The organism is Chryseobacterium carnipullorum, from assembly GCF_003815695.1.
GTDB classification, from domain to species: Bacteria; Bacteroidota; Bacteroidia; order Flavobacteriales; family Weeksellaceae; genus Chryseobacterium; species Chryseobacterium carnipullorum.
Genome location: NZ_CP033920.1, coordinates 3,825,427 through 3,841,322, shown reverse-complemented (window position 1 = coordinate 3,841,322; position 15,896 = coordinate 3,825,427). Strand labels below are relative to the sequence as shown.

At 36.8% G+C, this 15,896-nt stretch carries 15 protein-coding genes, 5 tRNA genes and 1 pseudogene; 9 read left to right on the top strand and 12 right to left on the bottom strand.

All coding sequences use genetic code 11. From position 1 onward, the window contains the following. Nucleotides 1–40: 40 nt before the first annotated feature. Both EG346_RS17510 and EG346_RS17505 read right to left on the bottom strand, forming a co-directional pair. Nucleotides 41–2,002, bottom strand: a complete 1,962-nt coding sequence (locus EG346_RS17510) for a M56 family metallopeptidase (RefSeq protein ID WP_123880425.1) — start codon at nucleotides 2,000–2,002, stop codon at nucleotides 41–43. A gap of 6 nt (nucleotides 2,003–2,008) precedes the next feature. Further along, a complete protein-coding gene (locus EG346_RS17505) occupies nucleotides 2,009–2,374 on the bottom strand; it encodes a BlaI/MecI/CopY family transcriptional regulator (RefSeq protein ID WP_123880423.1) in 366 nt (121 codons plus the stop codon). Between the two features lie 427 nt (nucleotides 2,375–2,801). Between EG346_RS17505 and EG346_RS17500 the strand changes: the two genes are divergently transcribed. After that, on the top strand, nucleotides 2,802–3,671 hold the full coding sequence (locus EG346_RS17500) for an ATP-grasp domain-containing protein (RefSeq protein WP_123880421.1): 870 nt from the start codon (nucleotides 2,802–2,804) through the stop codon (nucleotides 3,669–3,671). Nucleotides 3,672–3,815: 144 nt separating this feature from the next. Here EG346_RS17500 and EG346_RS17495 read toward each other — a convergent pair whose 3' ends face one another. Then, the gene (locus tag EG346_RS17495) at nucleotides 3,816–4,517 is read right to left on the bottom strand and encodes a DAPG hydrolase family protein (protein ID WP_123880419.1); all 702 of its coding nucleotides are present in this window, start codon (nucleotides 4,515–4,517) and stop codon (nucleotides 3,816–3,818) included. Nucleotides 4,518–4,594: 77 nt separating this feature from the next. After that, complete coding sequence (locus EG346_RS17490) at nucleotides 4,595–5,188, bottom strand: Crp/Fnr family transcriptional regulator (protein WP_164466221.1); 594 nt, start codon at nucleotides 5,186–5,188, stop codon at nucleotides 4,595–4,597. 304 nt (nucleotides 5,189–5,492) lie between these two features. Here EG346_RS17490 and EG346_RS17485 point away from each other — a divergent pair, with 304 nt between their 5' ends. Continuing rightward, nucleotides 5,493–6,074: a hypothetical protein gene (locus EG346_RS17485; protein WP_073332375.1), complete on the top strand. Its 582-nt coding sequence runs from the start codon at nucleotides 5,493–5,495 to the stop codon at nucleotides 6,072–6,074. 551 nt (nucleotides 6,075–6,625) lie between these two features. On the opposite strand, the gene EG346_RS17480 is transcribed toward EG346_RS17485, so the two are convergent. Further along, entirely contained in the window at nucleotides 6,626–7,072 is a 447-nt protein-coding gene (locus tag EG346_RS17480; protein WP_073332732.1) for a GNAT family N-acetyltransferase, read from the bottom strand. Between the two features lie 88 nt (nucleotides 7,073–7,160). Here EG346_RS17480 and pdxR point away from each other — a divergent pair, with 88 nt between their 5' ends. After that, entirely contained in the window at nucleotides 7,161–8,609 is a 1,449-nt protein-coding gene (gene pdxR / locus EG346_RS17475) for a MocR-like pyridoxine biosynthesis transcription factor PdxR (RefSeq protein WP_123880415.1), read from the top strand. Between the two features lie 275 nt (nucleotides 8,610–8,884). Here pdxR and EG346_RS17470 read toward each other — a convergent pair. From EG346_RS17470 to EG346_RS17450, 5 genes are all read right to left on the bottom strand, one after another. Continuing rightward, nucleotides 8,885–8,957 (bottom strand) — tRNA-Met (locus EG346_RS17470). A 39-nt stretch (nucleotides 8,958–8,996) separates the two neighbouring features. Continuing rightward, nucleotides 8,997–9,069: transfer RNA gene (locus EG346_RS17465), tRNA-Met, on the bottom strand. 39 nt (nucleotides 9,070–9,108) lie between these two features. Then, nucleotides 9,109–9,181: transfer RNA gene (locus EG346_RS17460), tRNA-Met, on the bottom strand. A 39-nt stretch (nucleotides 9,182–9,220) separates the two neighbouring features. Next, a tRNA-Met gene (locus EG346_RS17455) sits at nucleotides 9,221–9,293 on the bottom strand. A gap of 39 nt (nucleotides 9,294–9,332) precedes the next feature. Continuing rightward, nucleotides 9,333–9,405, bottom strand: a tRNA-Met gene (locus EG346_RS17450). A gap of 101 nt (nucleotides 9,406–9,506) precedes the next feature. On the opposite strand from EG346_RS17450, the gene EG346_RS17445 reads away from it, so the two are divergent. From EG346_RS17445 to EG346_RS17420, 6 genes are all read left to right on the top strand, one after another. Next, a complete protein-coding gene (locus tag EG346_RS17445; protein WP_123880413.1) occupies nucleotides 9,507–10,118 on the top strand; it encodes an L-threonylcarbamoyladenylate synthase in 612 nt (203 codons plus the stop codon). A 43-nt stretch (nucleotides 10,119–10,161) separates the two neighbouring features. Continuing rightward, complete coding sequence (locus EG346_RS17440; RefSeq protein ID WP_073332393.1) at nucleotides 10,162–10,863, top strand: CPBP family intramembrane glutamic endopeptidase; 702 nt, start codon at nucleotides 10,162–10,164, stop codon at nucleotides 10,861–10,863. A 4-nt stretch (nucleotides 10,864–10,867) separates the two neighbouring features. Further along, on the top strand, nucleotides 10,868–11,626 hold the full coding sequence (gene yaaA, locus EG346_RS17435) for a peroxide stress protein YaaA (protein ID WP_073332735.1): 759 nt from the start codon (nucleotides 10,868–10,870) through the stop codon (nucleotides 11,624–11,626). Continuing rightward, complete coding sequence (gene prmC / locus EG346_RS17430; RefSeq protein WP_123880411.1) at nucleotides 11,627–12,478, top strand: peptide chain release factor N(5)-glutamine methyltransferase; 852 nt, start codon at nucleotides 11,627–11,629, stop codon at nucleotides 12,476–12,478. Nucleotides 12,479–13,195: 717 nt separating this feature from the next. Then, nucleotides 13,196–13,768, top strand: a complete 573-nt coding sequence (locus tag EG346_RS17425; protein ID WP_073332400.1) for a phage tail-like protein — start codon at nucleotides 13,196–13,198, stop codon at nucleotides 13,766–13,768. 7 nt (nucleotides 13,769–13,775) lie between these two features. Continuing rightward, complete coding sequence (locus tag EG346_RS17420) at nucleotides 13,776–15,317, top strand: L-type lectin family protein (RefSeq protein WP_073332403.1); 1,542 nt, start codon at nucleotides 13,776–13,778, stop codon at nucleotides 15,315–15,317. 104 nt (nucleotides 15,318–15,421) lie between these two features. Here the strand turns inward: EG346_RS17420 and EG346_RS24900 are convergent, their stop codons facing one another. Together EG346_RS24900 and EG346_RS17415 are read right to left on the bottom strand one after the other, a co-directional pair. Next, the gene (locus tag EG346_RS24900; protein ID WP_164466219.1) at nucleotides 15,422–15,598 is read right to left on the bottom strand and encodes a hypothetical protein; all 177 of its coding nucleotides are present in this window, start codon (nucleotides 15,596–15,598) and stop codon (nucleotides 15,422–15,424) included. 11 nt (nucleotides 15,599–15,609) lie between these two features. Further along, nucleotides 15,610–15,840, bottom strand: a pseudogene (locus tag EG346_RS17415) (NAD-dependent epimerase/dehydratase family protein); the annotation flags it as partial. Nucleotides 15,841–15,896: the final 56 nt, after the last annotated feature.

The window sequence follows — 15,896 nt, the reverse complement described above, 5'->3', positions numbered from 1 at the left end:
AAAGCTTTGCCAATGGATAACTGACAAAGCTTAATGGTACTTATTTCTTTGTCTGAATTCTCATTTCACTTCGCCTGGTATTCAATCCATTATCTTTATTAATGGTAATGCTTGAAATATTTTCAGGTTTCAAGGCCTCAAATTCACCTTTGCTTACTTCCTTTCCGTCTATAAAAACCTGAGTATCATCCCACCCATTCATTTTAAGCTTTTTCACCCCGTTTAATGAAAGAGTTCCGTTAGCATCTCTTTTGATATAATCAGCTTCCAGCTCCATCATTTGTGGCTTACCTCCGGATCTGTCTGAATTGGTGTTTTTATACAAGTAGATGTTGGATCCACCATTCAGAGAAAGTTTTCTAGCTACTTCCAATCTTATTTTTTCGCCTTCTATTCTTGCTTTTTCTCCTTCAATACGGGCTTTTTCCCCTACAATTCTGGCTTTCTCTCCTACTATTCTGGCTACTTCACCCTGCAGTCTTCCGATTTCACCAGCTTTCATTCCCTCAAGACGGGCTTTTTCACCGGCAATTCTGGCTTCCTCCCCCATGGCTCTGGCTTTTTCGCCTAATTTCATGGCCTCCATTCTGGCTTTTTCAGCTTTTTTTCTAGCTTTTCGGGCTTCTTTTTCTGTCTTGGGACTCCAGTTTTGGTACCCTGAACCATTAAATTGCAGGACTCTTACTCCATGAGCGTTAGGCGGTGTAGCTGGAGCGTCCGGGAAATGAATACTCAGATTGGATAAATCCGGAATTTCTATCCCCAGGTTTTCTAAAGTCTTAGTTTTGTTTTTCCATTCATCAGATTTGAAAAAGTCATTCATCTTTTTCGTATCTACTGTGGTATAACTGAAAGCCATTTTAAAAGCATCCGAATTGGCTGCTTTTGACAATTCTCCCGAAAGTTCGCTGATCTCTTCAAGATTCCTCTGAAATTCTTTACTTTCAGGTTTCAGGGTTTTCAAAACTTTACTTTTTTCTTCAATTTTCTTTCCAAGTTCTGTGATTTTCTTTTCACTGGAAGATCCTTTTAAAAATTGGGGTTCTGCAACTTCCTTTTGCTCTATTTTCTCGCTTCGTATCGTGTCTTTTTTGATTTGGGAAACGGCTTTCTCAATCGCTATATTCGTTTCTTTAATTTCTTTGTTCTTCGCATTGACCATATAGGCAAAGGCTACTGAAAATAAAACTGGTAATGCAAAAATTCTTCGCGCATATCCGAATTTGGTTTGTGGTTTTTGTAACATTTTGAGTCGTTTTTTTAGATTTGAACTTAAAAACGGACTGGTGGCAGGCAACTGTGTTCCGGAAAAGTGGCTTGCTAAAAGCATCTGCGCAAATGCTTTGGTGTCCGATTGGTTAACGGCTTTTTTATCCGCCAGGTATTCGTGGATCAGACTGATCTCTTTTTTTATGATATGAAAAAATGGATTGAACCAGAAAACAGAGGTAATGATCTCAATCAATATCTTATCGAAAGAATGCTTCTGCTGAATGTGAACCATTTCATGTTTTAAAATCTGTTCTCCTACCTCAGAATTCAAGGTGATGGTATTTTTCCAGAAAAGATTTTTAAAGTATGAAAACGGCGCTTCGGTCAGGTTTGTACGGTAAAAATTGATCCCTTCAAAACTTTCTTTCTGAAACTGTTTTTTAAGCTTTTGGATCTTAAAGATCCCTACCATCAGCTTCCCTAGAAAATAGAGAGAAACCAGTCCCAGAGCTGAAAAAATAATTCTAAAATAAATGTGGCCATTGTCTATGTTTTTTTCTGTATTAAAATTCTGTATCTTATCTAGAAGCCTGTAGAGGTCACTACTCACTTCTATCGTAAAATCATCTACCCTGATCAGGGGCAGCAGCAGCGATATCACCATCGCACCCAAAAGATAAAATCTGTTATAGTGATGGAATGTCTTGTCTTTTAAAGACAACTGATAGTATAAAAACATTACACCGGAGCTTAATATTACTTTTCCAAAGTACAGAAGTAGTGTTTCCATGGTTTGTTAATTTTTCTTTTTGAGTTCGTTCAGAAGCATTTCAAGATCTTCTACGGTCATTTCATTCTTTTCCACCAGGAAGGAAACTGCACTTTTGTAGGAGCCTTTAAAATAATTTTTCACCAGACTTTTCATTGTTTTCCCGGAATATTGTTCTTTGGTAACCAATGGGAAATACTCATGCTGTCTTCCATATACATGGTAGTCTACAAATTCTTTATCCTTTAATACTTTTAGAATTGTAGAAACGGTATTGGTATGCGGTTTGGGTTCGGGAAAAAGATCCAGAACGTCTTTCAGAAATCCTTTTTCAATTTTCCATAAATACTGCATCACCTGCTCTTCTGCTTTTGTCAAATTCTGAATTTTCATATCCTTTCCATTTATAATTAAATCCTATATCACTAAAAAATTAGTTATACAAATGTAGACATAAAACTGACTTAAACAACTAATTTTATAGTGATAAATAAAAAATGCCTCTAATTAACTGATAATCAGATCAATAAATTTAATTAAAATATGTTAAATTTCTAACATCTCCGTCAAATGCCTGTTTAATTGATAGAAATTATTCATACAATGCGATTAATTTGCACTAAAAAAAGGTAAAGCATCCATATTTTTCATTTTCAGACTCAATAACTGTATCTGTTGAAATAATCCAAACTGTATCTGCAAGCATTGATGAAGTTTGCTGAAATTTGTATACATTGAAGTTCAATGTCAGAACAAATGTTGACTTTTCGGAGTGGAAACAGGTCAACTGACTCAATACATACACTTAAAAAACATAAGAATGAAAATTGCATTAGTAGGTTACAAAAAACAGGACAAGTTTGCCCAAGGGGTTACCAACGACGAAGACGCGGACCTTTTACATTTTTTAACAGAAAAAGGACTGGATGTTGTTCCGGCAATCTGGAATGATGAGAAGGTGGACTGGAGCCGTTTTCATGTGGCAATCATTAAATCTCCCTGGGACTATCACAATCATTTAAATGAGTTTTTGAATTGGCTCTATCGTTTAGAAAAGTTAAATATCAAAGTGTTAAACCCTGCAGAAATCATCCAATGGAACAGTGATAAAAAATATCTGAGAGATATTGCAAAAAACGGACTTCCTGTCATTGAGTCGGAATACCTTGATCAAGGTTCTTCTTTTGACGACCGATATTTTGGGATGTTTGACACTGATCAACTGGTGGTGAAACCTTGTGTGAGTGCGGGTGCTCAAAATACCTTAACGGTTAATAAAAACAACCTGAAAGAACGGACAGAAGAAATTGACCAGCTCTTGAAATCAGAAGATTATATAATACAGCCTTTTGTAGAAGAAATAAAAAACGGGGAATGGTCGTTTTTATTTTTCAATGGTCAATACAGTCATTGTTCATTAAAGAAACCTAAGAAAGATGATTTCAGAGTACAACATTATCACGGCGGAACGATTAGTTATCCAGTACCTGATCCTGTCCACATAGAACAGGCAAGATCCTACTTAAAGAGTCTGCCACAACCTACATTGTATGCCCGGGTGGATGGTGTACTCGTAAATAATTCATTTAAATTGATGGAACTTGAACTGATAGAACCTTATTTATTCCTTAATGGTGATGAAAATTTATTGGAAAACTATTATCAGGCATTAATGGCTTTAATTTCATAATGAAAGTTGGAAGAGGGAAATACGAAGTGATTATGTAATGCTCACAGTGAACGTTACCATACAGTATGGGTTCCTATTTTTTCTGAACTCATCAATTCCCTCTTCCGGCCTTCAACTTTCTTATTGGTTAAATCTAAATGATCATTACCATGGCAAAGGAGCCTTATCTCCATTTTTGTTCTCTGCATAATACAAAGATGACAGGAAATGGGATAAATAAGTAAACTCGGTATAACAATGTTGCATTAACCCAAAACCAATATCCTCCGACAGCGGCGTGTCGGTATCTGCGGCCAACGCGCCCAGGTAAAAATGACTTCTCAGCGTACAGCCGAAAGGAGTATCCCTGGCTACATGAAACATAAAACCATCTTCAGGATCTCCATTGCTATCCAATACTGTATCTTTTCCAAAACCAATTCTGGCATAAATAACTGCCCCCACATTTTCTTCAACATAAGCCTGTTGCAGCAAAGCCGGATTAAATATTTCCGCAGGATCATGAAATTTGATGGTAGCAGGTACAGGCGGAATATCGCCCAATGCTTCGGTAGCATGGATAGTGGCCCCGATATAACGCTCATTTTTCACCCATTTGTGGTCCCAGCCACTATGAAGAATGTGATCATGCGGATGCCACCATTTCAGATGTGCTGTGGTTTCGAAATAAGTAAACCACCAGTCCAGCATTTTACTTTTACATCCATGCAAATCTGTTCTCATGGACACCTGAAGCATTCCGTTTTCCAGTCTTTTTATGCCGGCTTCAAGTCTTAACGGTTTAGGAGATAACAAATGGTCAATATCCCAAAACAAGTTGCGCTGTTCTTCTTTATTCAGTCTCATATTACCTTTGATTAATTATTACTGATCAAAGGTAACTGGAGATCGCGATTAAAAAACTTAACCTTTGTTAAGCTTTTCTAAGAATTGTGATGACTTTGCTTCAGGATTCTGCTGTAGGATTCGGGAGTGATACCTAAAAACTGAGCAATGTATTTAAAAGGTACTTTTTGGGCAATATCAGGATAATGAGTCCGGATGAATTCAATCATTTCATTCTTACCATACAAGAGCTTCACATCAGTAATCAATATATCTTCGGCAATGATTTCAAGAACGATGTTTCTGAGTATTTTTCCGAGGCTGATTCCGTTATTATAATATTCCCTGAAATCGGAAGCCGTCATTGAAATTACGGTACAGGATGTGATACTTACAATCTGGTACCGGGATACGGTCTGGTGAAGTAAACTGTCAAAATTGGTACATAAATTTCCGGGCCGGAAAAACCTGCCAATCACTGTTTTTTCTCCTGCTGTAAATTCTGAGGCCAATATTCCTTCTGCTACAAAAAGTACATCACTGTGCCTGAGGTTGCTTTTTAAAATGACCTCATTCTTTTTGAAGGACTGCAAACGGGCATTTTTAATCAGACTACTCCACTCTTCATCCTGAGGAATCTCATTGAAATTGAACAGGACCCGAAGATGATCTTCCAAACTTTTATTTTTCACTGAAAAGGATTTGTAGGTAATACAATGTAAATATAAAGAAGATTTTAAATGTTCACATCCACACAAATTTCTGTAAAAGAATCGTTCAATAAAAGTATAATTAGGAACTTTAAAAAATACATTGACCTGTTTGTGCAAACAAGTAATTTAATTTAAAAATTGTATTAATAAAGACCTTCTCATCATCATTTATACAATAATGAACAAATTACATTATTGATTTGTTAAAATTTATTAAATAAAATTAAAATGAAGTTGTTTAAAGTGAGAAAATATATTTATTTTAGTGCTTTAAAAATTTCTCATGAAAAGATATAATTTACTGATTGTACTATTACTGCTTATTTTTAACGTGACTACGGCTCAAAAGAAAAATTCTCCGGCTGCTGATCTCAGTATCTTAAAGGAAACCAAAACCAAGATTGAAAATACGGTTCCTCTTGTGGTCAAGCATCTTCAGGCTATCGCTGATAAAGAGGGTGACAACACTATCGTTGCCAACGGAAAGGCTGGTTTAGGAAAAGAATATGGTATTCTTGAATCTGAATGGTTCCTGTACAGAAATAATATGAAGAACTGTATTCTGAACAATTCTTCCAAAAAAGCTAAAAAATGTATGGAATACCATACGCAATACCTGAGAAATACATTCATCAACTATGGTAACTATATCTCAAACCTTACGAGAAAGAACGGATATCTTGGCGTAGAAGGTGATACAAAATTCGATTTTAAACCGATTGATATTACTACAAAACTAAGTGAAGCTTATTTCAATGCCAATGACGCGGCAGGAAGAATGAAAGGGGATCAGAAAAAAGACTTTTTAGGACAAACAATGTCTGATGACAACAAATTGACTCCTTTTGCTCAGTTAGCTCAATAATATTAACCTTACGATCTATACTCAATCCTGCTTTTTTAAAGTGGGATTTTTATTTTGTCAACAATTTGCCATCTTTACTATTTCTCTGAATGACTAACCTCTTGCCTGGCCGGATCTTCTGTTATTTATTTTAAGCAAAAAAGAGAACTACGGATGCAGCTCTCTTTATGGTTCGGATATATACCTGTATTTCATCACTATATCCTGATGAAAAATCTTTCTGAAGGCTATTTGAAAAACGATCTCCGCCTGGAAAGCCCTTATAAATTACTCATAAAAACATTCCGGAAAAAGTAGAAAATGAGGCGGAGATCATTAAACATAAATATACTCTACAACCAGTCTCCTGATCATAAGAGCAGTACAAAAGTAAGCTTCAGGCCTGTACTGCTGAAAAAAATTGTGTAGAATTAAATCGTGCCCCTTGTAGAAGTAATACTACTTTTGAGACAATAGAATCAGCAGATCATAAATTCCTCTGAAAAAGAAGTGTGAAATTCATTCTATTCTATAAAAAACTCCTTCATTTCCACACTGTACATTCTCCACGTTTATTTCCACCAGTGATAATAATTGTGTAAATCATCACGCTCAAACCCACATCTCGGATAAAGCGTATTTCCAATATCATTGGTTTTCTCCGTTTCAAGCATCAGGCCGCAAGCGCCTGTTTCTTCACACCACTTTTTGCTGCGGTCTATCAATCCAACAGACAATCCCTTTCCTCTATACTCCGGATGAACAAATAAATCGCTCAAAAGCCACTGTTTCTGTAGTTTTGTATAATGGAATAATTTATACAACTGAACAAAACCCACTGCTTTTCCGTCTGTAATGGCAAGAAATATCTCTGATTCATGATTCAGGAATCTTTCTTTAAGGAATGCTTTTCCTTTTTCCAGATCAGATTCCTGGCGGTAAAAAATACGGTATAAGTTGAAAAGTTCTGCCGTTTCATTAAGATCTTCAAGACCTGCCTTTTTAATAGTGTAATTCATTTCTGTAATTTTTTTTATTGACAGGACAAAAGTATTTTTAAATAGGACTATATTTGTACTCCACATATTAAACATCAGGTAGTCCAGTATGTTTCCATTTGAACATGTCATTATTATCGATAAAGAGCACGGTACACCGCTATACAGACAGATTGCCGTCTCCATCATTAACGCTATAAGAACCGGAGTCTTACAACCCGGCGCCCATCTTCCGGGAACACGGGAGCTATCCAGAACATTGGGAATACATCGTAAAACTGTAGTTGCGGCCTATGATGAATTGTATGCACAGGACTGGATCACTATCGTTCCCAGAAAATACACTGCCGTATCTGACCATATTCCTTTTCTGAAACCTCAAAAATGGAATACTGCAAGTGTTCTTCCATCTTATGAAAACAGTTTCAAACTTCCGTTCAGAACTATCGATGAAAAGAAAGAAAAATCTGGAATATCTGTAATCCCTGAGCTTGTCATTGACGATGGTCATCCTGACGTCAGGATTTCTCCGATCGATGAACTCCTGAAAACCTATCGGTCTTATACTTCCAAAAGGCATACAATTAAAAATGCCAATATGGGAACAGAACAGGGTACTTTAAGACTAAGAGAAGAACTTGCGCAATACCTTTCCGAAACAAGAGGCCTCAATATCGGAGCAGAGAACGTTCTGATCACTCATGGTGCCCAGATGAGCATTTATCTTACCGCACAGCTTCTTCTTAGCCCTCAATCAACTGTTATTGTAGGAATACCCAATTATCCGGCAGCCAATGCAGCATTTGAACAGACGGGAGCAACCGTTCTGGAAGTTCCTGTAGATGAAAACGGTATGGATATCAAAGCTGTTGAAAGGATCTGCAGAACAAAAAAAATTGATGCTGTTTACGTGATTCCTCATCATCATTATCCCACAACCGTCACACTCAGCGCCGGCAGAAGAATGGAGCTTCTGGAACTTTCCAACACGTTTTCTTTCGCTATTATTGAAGATGATTATGACTATGATTACCATTATACTTCTTCTCCGTATCTACCTCTGGCAAGCGGCAGCCATAATGGAAACATAATTTATACCGGATCTTTCTCCAAGATTTTAGATCCTTCCCTAAGGATTGGTTTTATGGTGGCCCCCGGAAATTTTATTGAGCAATGTACTGCATTAAGAAAAATTATTGATGTGGGCGGTGACGGCTATATGCAGAATGCCTTAGCCTTTCTGATTAAAGAAGGTGAACTGAAACGACATCTAAAAAAAGCAAAAAAGATCTATCATCAGCGAAGAAACTTCCTGGACGTTTTGCTAAAAGATAGATTAAATCCCTATATTTCTTATGTTCTTCCTCCGGGAGGAATGGCCCTATGGATTACGTTGCGGCCCGAATATCCGGTGAGCCATCTGATTAATCTTCCTCAACTGAAGATTTTACGTGCTGATGAGGAGCTGAACGCTTTCAGGTTTGGCTTTGCTTCAATGGATGAAAAGGAACTGGAAACCACTGTCGATTTTCTACAAAAGACATTGAGTTCCATCTAAAAAGACTTTCAATCAGAAAATACCGTGTGTTTCAGATTTTATAAATGATTACAAATACATATCTTATCCTATGGAAAAGCATATTGAGATGACTGATCATGACTATTTCGAAGTTATTTTTTTAATGCCTATGCGGATTTATCCTTATCTTCAAAATATTTCGAGTAGTCTTCATCTAACTCTGCGTCGAAATTCCTCAGCATTTAATTGATTTAAGCCCGACAATATAAATAACAAAAAAAGAAGCAATAAAATTATTGCTTCTTTCGTTCTAGTAGCGGGAACCGGACTCGAACCGATGACCTTCGGGTTATGAGCCCGACGAGCTACCTACTGCTCCATCCCGCGGTGTATCTTTAGAGTGTTTACCGAAAACACTTAACTTAGTAGCGGGAACCGGACTCGAACCGATGACCTTCGGGTTATGAGCCCGACGAGCTACCTACTGCTCCATCCCGCGGTGTATCTTTAGAGTGCTTACCGAAAGCACTTAACTTAGTAGCGGGAACCGGACTCGAACCGATGACCTTCGGGTTATGAGCCCGACGAGCTACCTACTGCTCCATCCCGCGGTGTATCTTTAGAGTGTTTACCGAAAACACTTAACTTAGTAGCGGGAACCGGACTCGAACCGATGACCTTCGGGTTATGAGCCCGACGAGCTACCTACTGCTCCATCCCGCGGTATATTTTTAGAGTACTTACCGAAAGTACTAAACTTAGTAGCGGGAACCGGACTCGAACCGATGACCTTCGGGTTATGAGCCCGACGAGCTACCTACTGCTCCATCCCGCGTTATTGGATTGCAAAGATACGTCTATTTTTTAAAAATCCTAATTTTTCTTTTAAATAAAGGACTTTTATGAAAACTATTTTATTATTTGTATCTTTGTTTTATGGCAAAAATACTGAAAATTTACCCTGACAACCCTCAGGAAAATCTTGTGAATGAGGTTATTAAAACCCTAAAAAACGGCGGACTGATTATCTATCCTTCTGACACCATCTATGCCCTGGGATGTAATATTTTTGATATAAAAGCCATGGAAAAGCTGGCCCAGATAAAAAAAGTAAAGCTGGAAAAGTCTAAATTCTCAATTATTTGTAATGACCTGAGTCATCTTTCAGATTTTACAAGGCCTATCGATACTTCTGTTTTCAGATTTCTGAAAAGCCATCTTCCGGGGCCGTTCACCTTTATTCTTGATGCCAATAAGAGCCTTCCTTTAGCCTATAAAAATCATAAAACAATCGGTATCCGTGTTCCTGATCATCCTATTCCACAGCTTATCGTGGAAAAACTGGGTCACCCGATCGCTTCAACCTCTATTAAAGATGATGACGAGATCATTGAATATTCTACAGATCCGGAACTGATTGCCGAAAAGTATGGTCATCTGGTAGATATTGTCATCGATTCAGGATACGGAGATAATATAGCATCTACTATTGTGGATCTTACGTCCGGAGAACCGGAAATTATCCGTCAGGGAAAAGGAATTATTTAATGACCTATCAATTGTTGAGGAACTTCACCTGATTATTTAGATTATGAGTTTGAACGGAAAATATGCATTGGGAATTCTTTGCACCTTTGTCCTTTTGGCCGCAGTGATGCTCTATGTGTTTCCGTTTATTTATCTTTTAACGGGAATAAAGGCATTGACACCGGTAAATTTCTTCTATACAAGAATTGCGCTATGGACTGTTCTTGGATTGATCTTTCTTTACAGCCTTTTTATTGAGAAAAATAATTTTTTGATCTGGAAGGAAAAGAAGTACCCTGCCTTGTTCTATATCAAGGCCGTTATTGCTCTGTACTTTATTTGCGCTTTTGGCGGAGCTTTCCTCAACCTTATTGTCCAGCTTTTAACCCAGGAAGGGATGAGCAAAAAACTCGCTCAGATTTCTTCTGTTTTTAGAAATAATTATGGGCTGATTCTCTTTACCTGCTTTACGGCAGGAGCTGTAGAAGAACTGCTGATGCGGGGATATATCCAGCCGAGAATTGAAAAAATATACAATAACCCGTCTGTTGGCATCATGGTTTCTGCCGCTTTATTCGGAATTTTGCACAGCACTTACGGAACCATTGGACAGGTCCTGATCCCTTTCTTTATCGGAGCTGTTTTTGCTTCATTTTATAAAAAATATTCTAATATTAAGATTCTGATCATCTGTCATTTTGCGTACGACCTCGTGTCTATGATGATCATGAATTTTATTGACATTAAACATTTATCTGCATTCTAACATTATGAAAATTATAACTTCTCCAGCGAAACTGATGAACGTTGAGAATTCAACAGACCTACTGAGATCCACCACTCCCAAATTCATCGAAGAATCTGCATTCATACAGTCCTATTTAAAACATAAATCGCCGAAATACCTTTCCGAACTGATGGAAATATCACCTAAACTGGCTGATGAAAACTGGGAAAGAAACCAGAGATGGAAAGATAAACCCGCCGCAAAAGAATCAGCTCCGGCCATGTTCGCTTTCACAGGGGAAGTGTACAGGGGACTGGATGCTAAAACTCTGGATAAAAATGCTGTAGACTACTTACAGAAAAACTACAGAATACTTTCCGGATTGTACGGACTGCTGAAACCTTCAGATAAAGTGATGCTCTACCGACTGGAAATGGGACGTCCTTTTGAATTTGATCAATACAAGAATCTCTATGAATTCTGGAGAGAAAAAATTACAGATCAGCTTAATTCTGAAATGAAAAAAGGAGAAATTCTTCTTCATCTGGCCAGCAACGAGTACGGAAAAGTGATCGACAGGAAAAAATTAAACCATAAAGTCATTGATTTTGATTTTTATGAACTGAAAGAAGGAAAACTGAAAACCATCGTTGTGTATACCAAGCATGCAAGAGGTCTGGTGGTAAGATTCTGTGCTGAAACCAATGCCAAAACCTTAGATGATGTAAAAGCATTCAACTATGAGGGCTACCTGATCGATGAAGAAAAATCCACAGACACTAAACTGGTTTTTACAAGATAAATGACAATATCAGAATTTAAGAAATATTTCAAAACAGCACTTTCTGAAGTTTACAGTGATTCGGAAAGTGCTTTTTTGGCGGCTGTTTTTATAGAAAAGATTATCGGCATCGATTCATTTCATCAAAGAAGATTATCCGGTCAGGAACTTCTTCTGGATGATGAAAAACAGCTTATGCAGGTGATTTCAGATTTAAAAACCGGAAGACCTTATCAGCAGATCCTGGGAGAAACCGAGTTTTACGGGATGTCATTTTTTGTTGACGAGAATGTCCTGATTCCACGTCCTGAGACTGAGGAATTGCTTGAGATCGCCATTCATAAAATTCACGATCTGGAAATAGATGTCGAGGGATTAAAGATTCTGGACATTGGTACCGGAAGTGGTGTGATTCCATTGGTTTTAAAAAAGCATTTTCCCGGCGCTGACATTTCATCTATTGATTTTTCTGAAAAAGCTTTGGAAACGGCTAAACGAAACGCAGAACATCATCAGCTGGAGATCAGTTTCATTCATGGAGATTATCTTAATTCTGAATTATCCGAAAGCTATGATGTTATTATTTCCAATCCTCCTTATATAGGTATTGAAGAAGAAATTGAAATTGCCGATTCTGTTAAGGAATTTGAGCCTAAAATGGCTCTTTTCTCCCCAGTTCAGGATGCGCTGATCTTCTACCGGAAGATTGCCGAGGATTCTAAAAAGTATTTGAAAGATGGTGGCCTTTTATTTTTGGAAATTAATCAGAAGCTCGGCCCCGAAACCCTTGACTTGTACACTGAATATTTTTCTGAAGCCCAACTCATTAAAGATTTATCTGAAAACGACCGTTTTATCGTTGTAAAGAAATAAGTGATTTTATGTTAATTAAAAAATTACACAGATATCCTATTCAAAATAGGGTTATGCTTTAAATTTAACAGATATAAAAAAAACACAATAGAATACTATGAGGATCAAGTCTCTATGATTCCAACAAATAAAAAATTGGAAGGAATTTTATTTTGTTGAAAGTAGTAAACAGACCAAATCAATTTTGGAGAACTATTGGAAGATGAATTAAATATTTTTTCAAAATATCCCCCCTCACTAAAGTTTATTTTTGGATTTTTAATAAAATACAATGACTTACATATTAAAAATAATATTAATAATTCATTAATCATATAAAAATTTAAACTAAAATACGTTAATTAAATTAAAAACAGCGGATAGATTAAAATTAATCATCTGAAGCTGAGTACTTAAAACATTTTATTCGTAAATTTGCAAAAAACACGAAGGAATATGAATCTTACTTATGTAGCTTACAAAGCGACTTAACTCAATTTTCTTTTTCGACTATTTCAGATAAGACATAAAATGCTCTTCTTATAAAGCATACATGTTATATCTGTTATTGATTTTGGGAACAAAGGTCTCCTTATACCATTGCTGAATACAACAACTCATTATTTAAATGGATTGTTGATGGTACTTATTTCTTTAATAGAATTAGGTTGTCTTTGAATACCTTTTAAAAAAACATAAAAACAAAAAATACACAGATAAAAAATTATTAAGTACATCATGATTAAAAAATTATTTCTATCAATCGTTTTCGTAAGTTCATTTTCATTTGCTCAGATCGGTATCAATACCTCGACACCTGATGCAAGCGCTGCGCTGGATATTTATAGTCAAAGTAGAGGTATGTTGATACCAAGGCTTACCACTGCAAAAAGAGACGCTATTTCCAATCCGGCCACCTCACTGCTTATTTATGATACTGATAAAAAATGTTTAAGCCAGAATATTGGTACACCTACGAAACCTGACTGGTTATGTATAAGTGGTAGTGCTGTAAAAATGTTTTACATGCCTAGTGTTTCATTTGATACTTCCAGCAATGCCATTGGCCGAACTAAAGATTTGTATACATTGTATAAAACTCAGTTCGGATCTCCAAAAGCAAAGAGTACCAGTGCACCTGAAGCGATTCCTTTTTTTCCATCAAGTAAAGATCTTTACTATTACGTGACTGATGCTGACTCTAATGTATTCAGCAATATTTCTATTTCTGATGATGGTGTAATGAAATACGATGTAAAAGCAGCAGCTACAGACTGTTCTTTTATTAATATTGTTTTTGTTGTTAAATAATTGAGTTATGATAAAAAGTACCTCAATTGTACAAAGCAAAAGATTTTTGCTTATTTTTTCATTGTTTATTTTCTTCCAAAATATTCAGGCGCAGAATGAACAAGGAACCGGCTATCCGTATTTTGTTAACTTTACTCAGGGATTACAACCTCAGGAAGCCTACAAAGTATCTACCAGCGGTGTTCAGAATGACGCTACTTTTACCACCGAAGGATTACGAATGACCCGAAGTGTTAATAATATTTCAGGCGGGATTATCCTTGCTGATAAAATATTCAAAAGTGATCAGGGAATTAAATTCGAATTTGAATTTGCAATTTATGGAGGAAATACTAATGGAGGAGATGGTATTTCTATCTTTTTAGTAGACGGATCTATTCCTAAAGAACAGCTCAATATCGGATATTTTGGAGGAGGATTAGGATATAGTTTTGTTCGTGGAAGTGAGTCTACGGAAGGACTGAGAGGAGCATATCTGGGAATAGGTCTAGATGAATTTGGAAATTTCAAAACAACCTTTAACCAGGGTGAAAGAGTTAGAAATGGAATTTTTGGTGTAACATTAGCTAATGGGCGAAGCAATATTTCTTTAAGAGGTAAACGCGGAAATCAGTATCTGTCGGCATCTGAACCTGCGGGATACAATGGTTACCCACTACTGTATAGTACGGCTACCAATGTTTCCCCTTCCAGCAACAATAGATCCATTTATCTGGATACACAGACAGGGAAATTTATTGGCATTAAAAATCCGAATCTTCAGCAATTCAGTATTGAGAGTGGCGGAACTACGATTCCCCTAAATGAAAATGATGTAAGATTCCGTAAAGCATTTGTCACATTAATACCCAATCCTTCCGGTGGTTATAATATAACCCTGGAAATACAGCACGGAGATGTGAAAGAAAAAGTTATTGATAATTATTATTATCCTACTTCTCTGAAATATACAGAGAGTACAATATCCTCCAGTACGGTAAGAACTCTGGATACGTCACCCCCTTCTACTTTCAGAATTGGTTTTGCTGCTTCTACCGGAGCTGCTAAAAATATACATTTATTGAAAAACTTAGGAGTTACCAGACCTTATGCTGCCGAAGTAACAGATGATCTCTTTGAAGGATGTCCAGGGATAAAATCTACGTATTTCCCTTTACTTAATGATGCAGCTTATTCTTCCGCAAGTGGTCAAAACCCGCCAACCCTTTCTTATAACAACCTTGATTTTAGTTCATTTCGTTTTTTAGATATCAATGGTAATGTGATTCCGAATATAACAGGTGGAGTTTATACCAGCAGTCAGGGTACCTGGACCTATTCATCCACTACAGCAGCGCTTTCCTTCAGGCCCGCGATTGGATTCACAGGAGTTGCCCAAATACAATATGATATTAAAGGCGGCGGAAGCAATGGTACTGAAGCTCCTTACAATAAAGAAGAATACAGATCAATGCCAGCGTTGATACAGGTTAATATTTCAAGCGCAAATAACTGCAGCAAAGCCTGCGTTATTTCAAACAGGAATGTTACTCAGAAAATATCAAGATAATTTGATAAAAACCAGCTTTTAAAGCTGGTTTTTTCATTTTAACGGAGTGAAAATCAATGTTTATTTTTTTTAGTAAATGCTGAACGGCCACTTCAATCGCATTATCAACAAGCAGATACCTTACTCCCAATTCTTTTATTGATTCCCGGTTTGAAGTAATGATGATGGATTCTTAAAACTTTCATATGAGCAGAGCTCAGACTGGTCTTTATTTTCAGCCTTCTCAGGGCGTATCCGCTCTTTCCCATCATATCCAACATCGCATCCGGAATCAGAATCATTAAAGAATTCTCTAAAGGCAGGATTCACAATTATTACTTTTATTTCTCTGCTTTGCTGCAAAAAGATAATTCTCTGACTCCAGTTTGCTTTGGGCATAAAAAGAATAGGCAAAAGGATAAAGCTGTGGAATATTTTCGTTTCCCGGTACAGCAAAATTTTCATACCCTAAAGTATTGGCTGTACTAACGAAAAAGAATTTTTCCACTCCGGCCTCCGTAGTTTGAGAGAATAAATGGATGGTAGCATCATAATTCTGAGATTAATCCCTTAAGTGTTGGCAGAAAACTGCTGAATTCT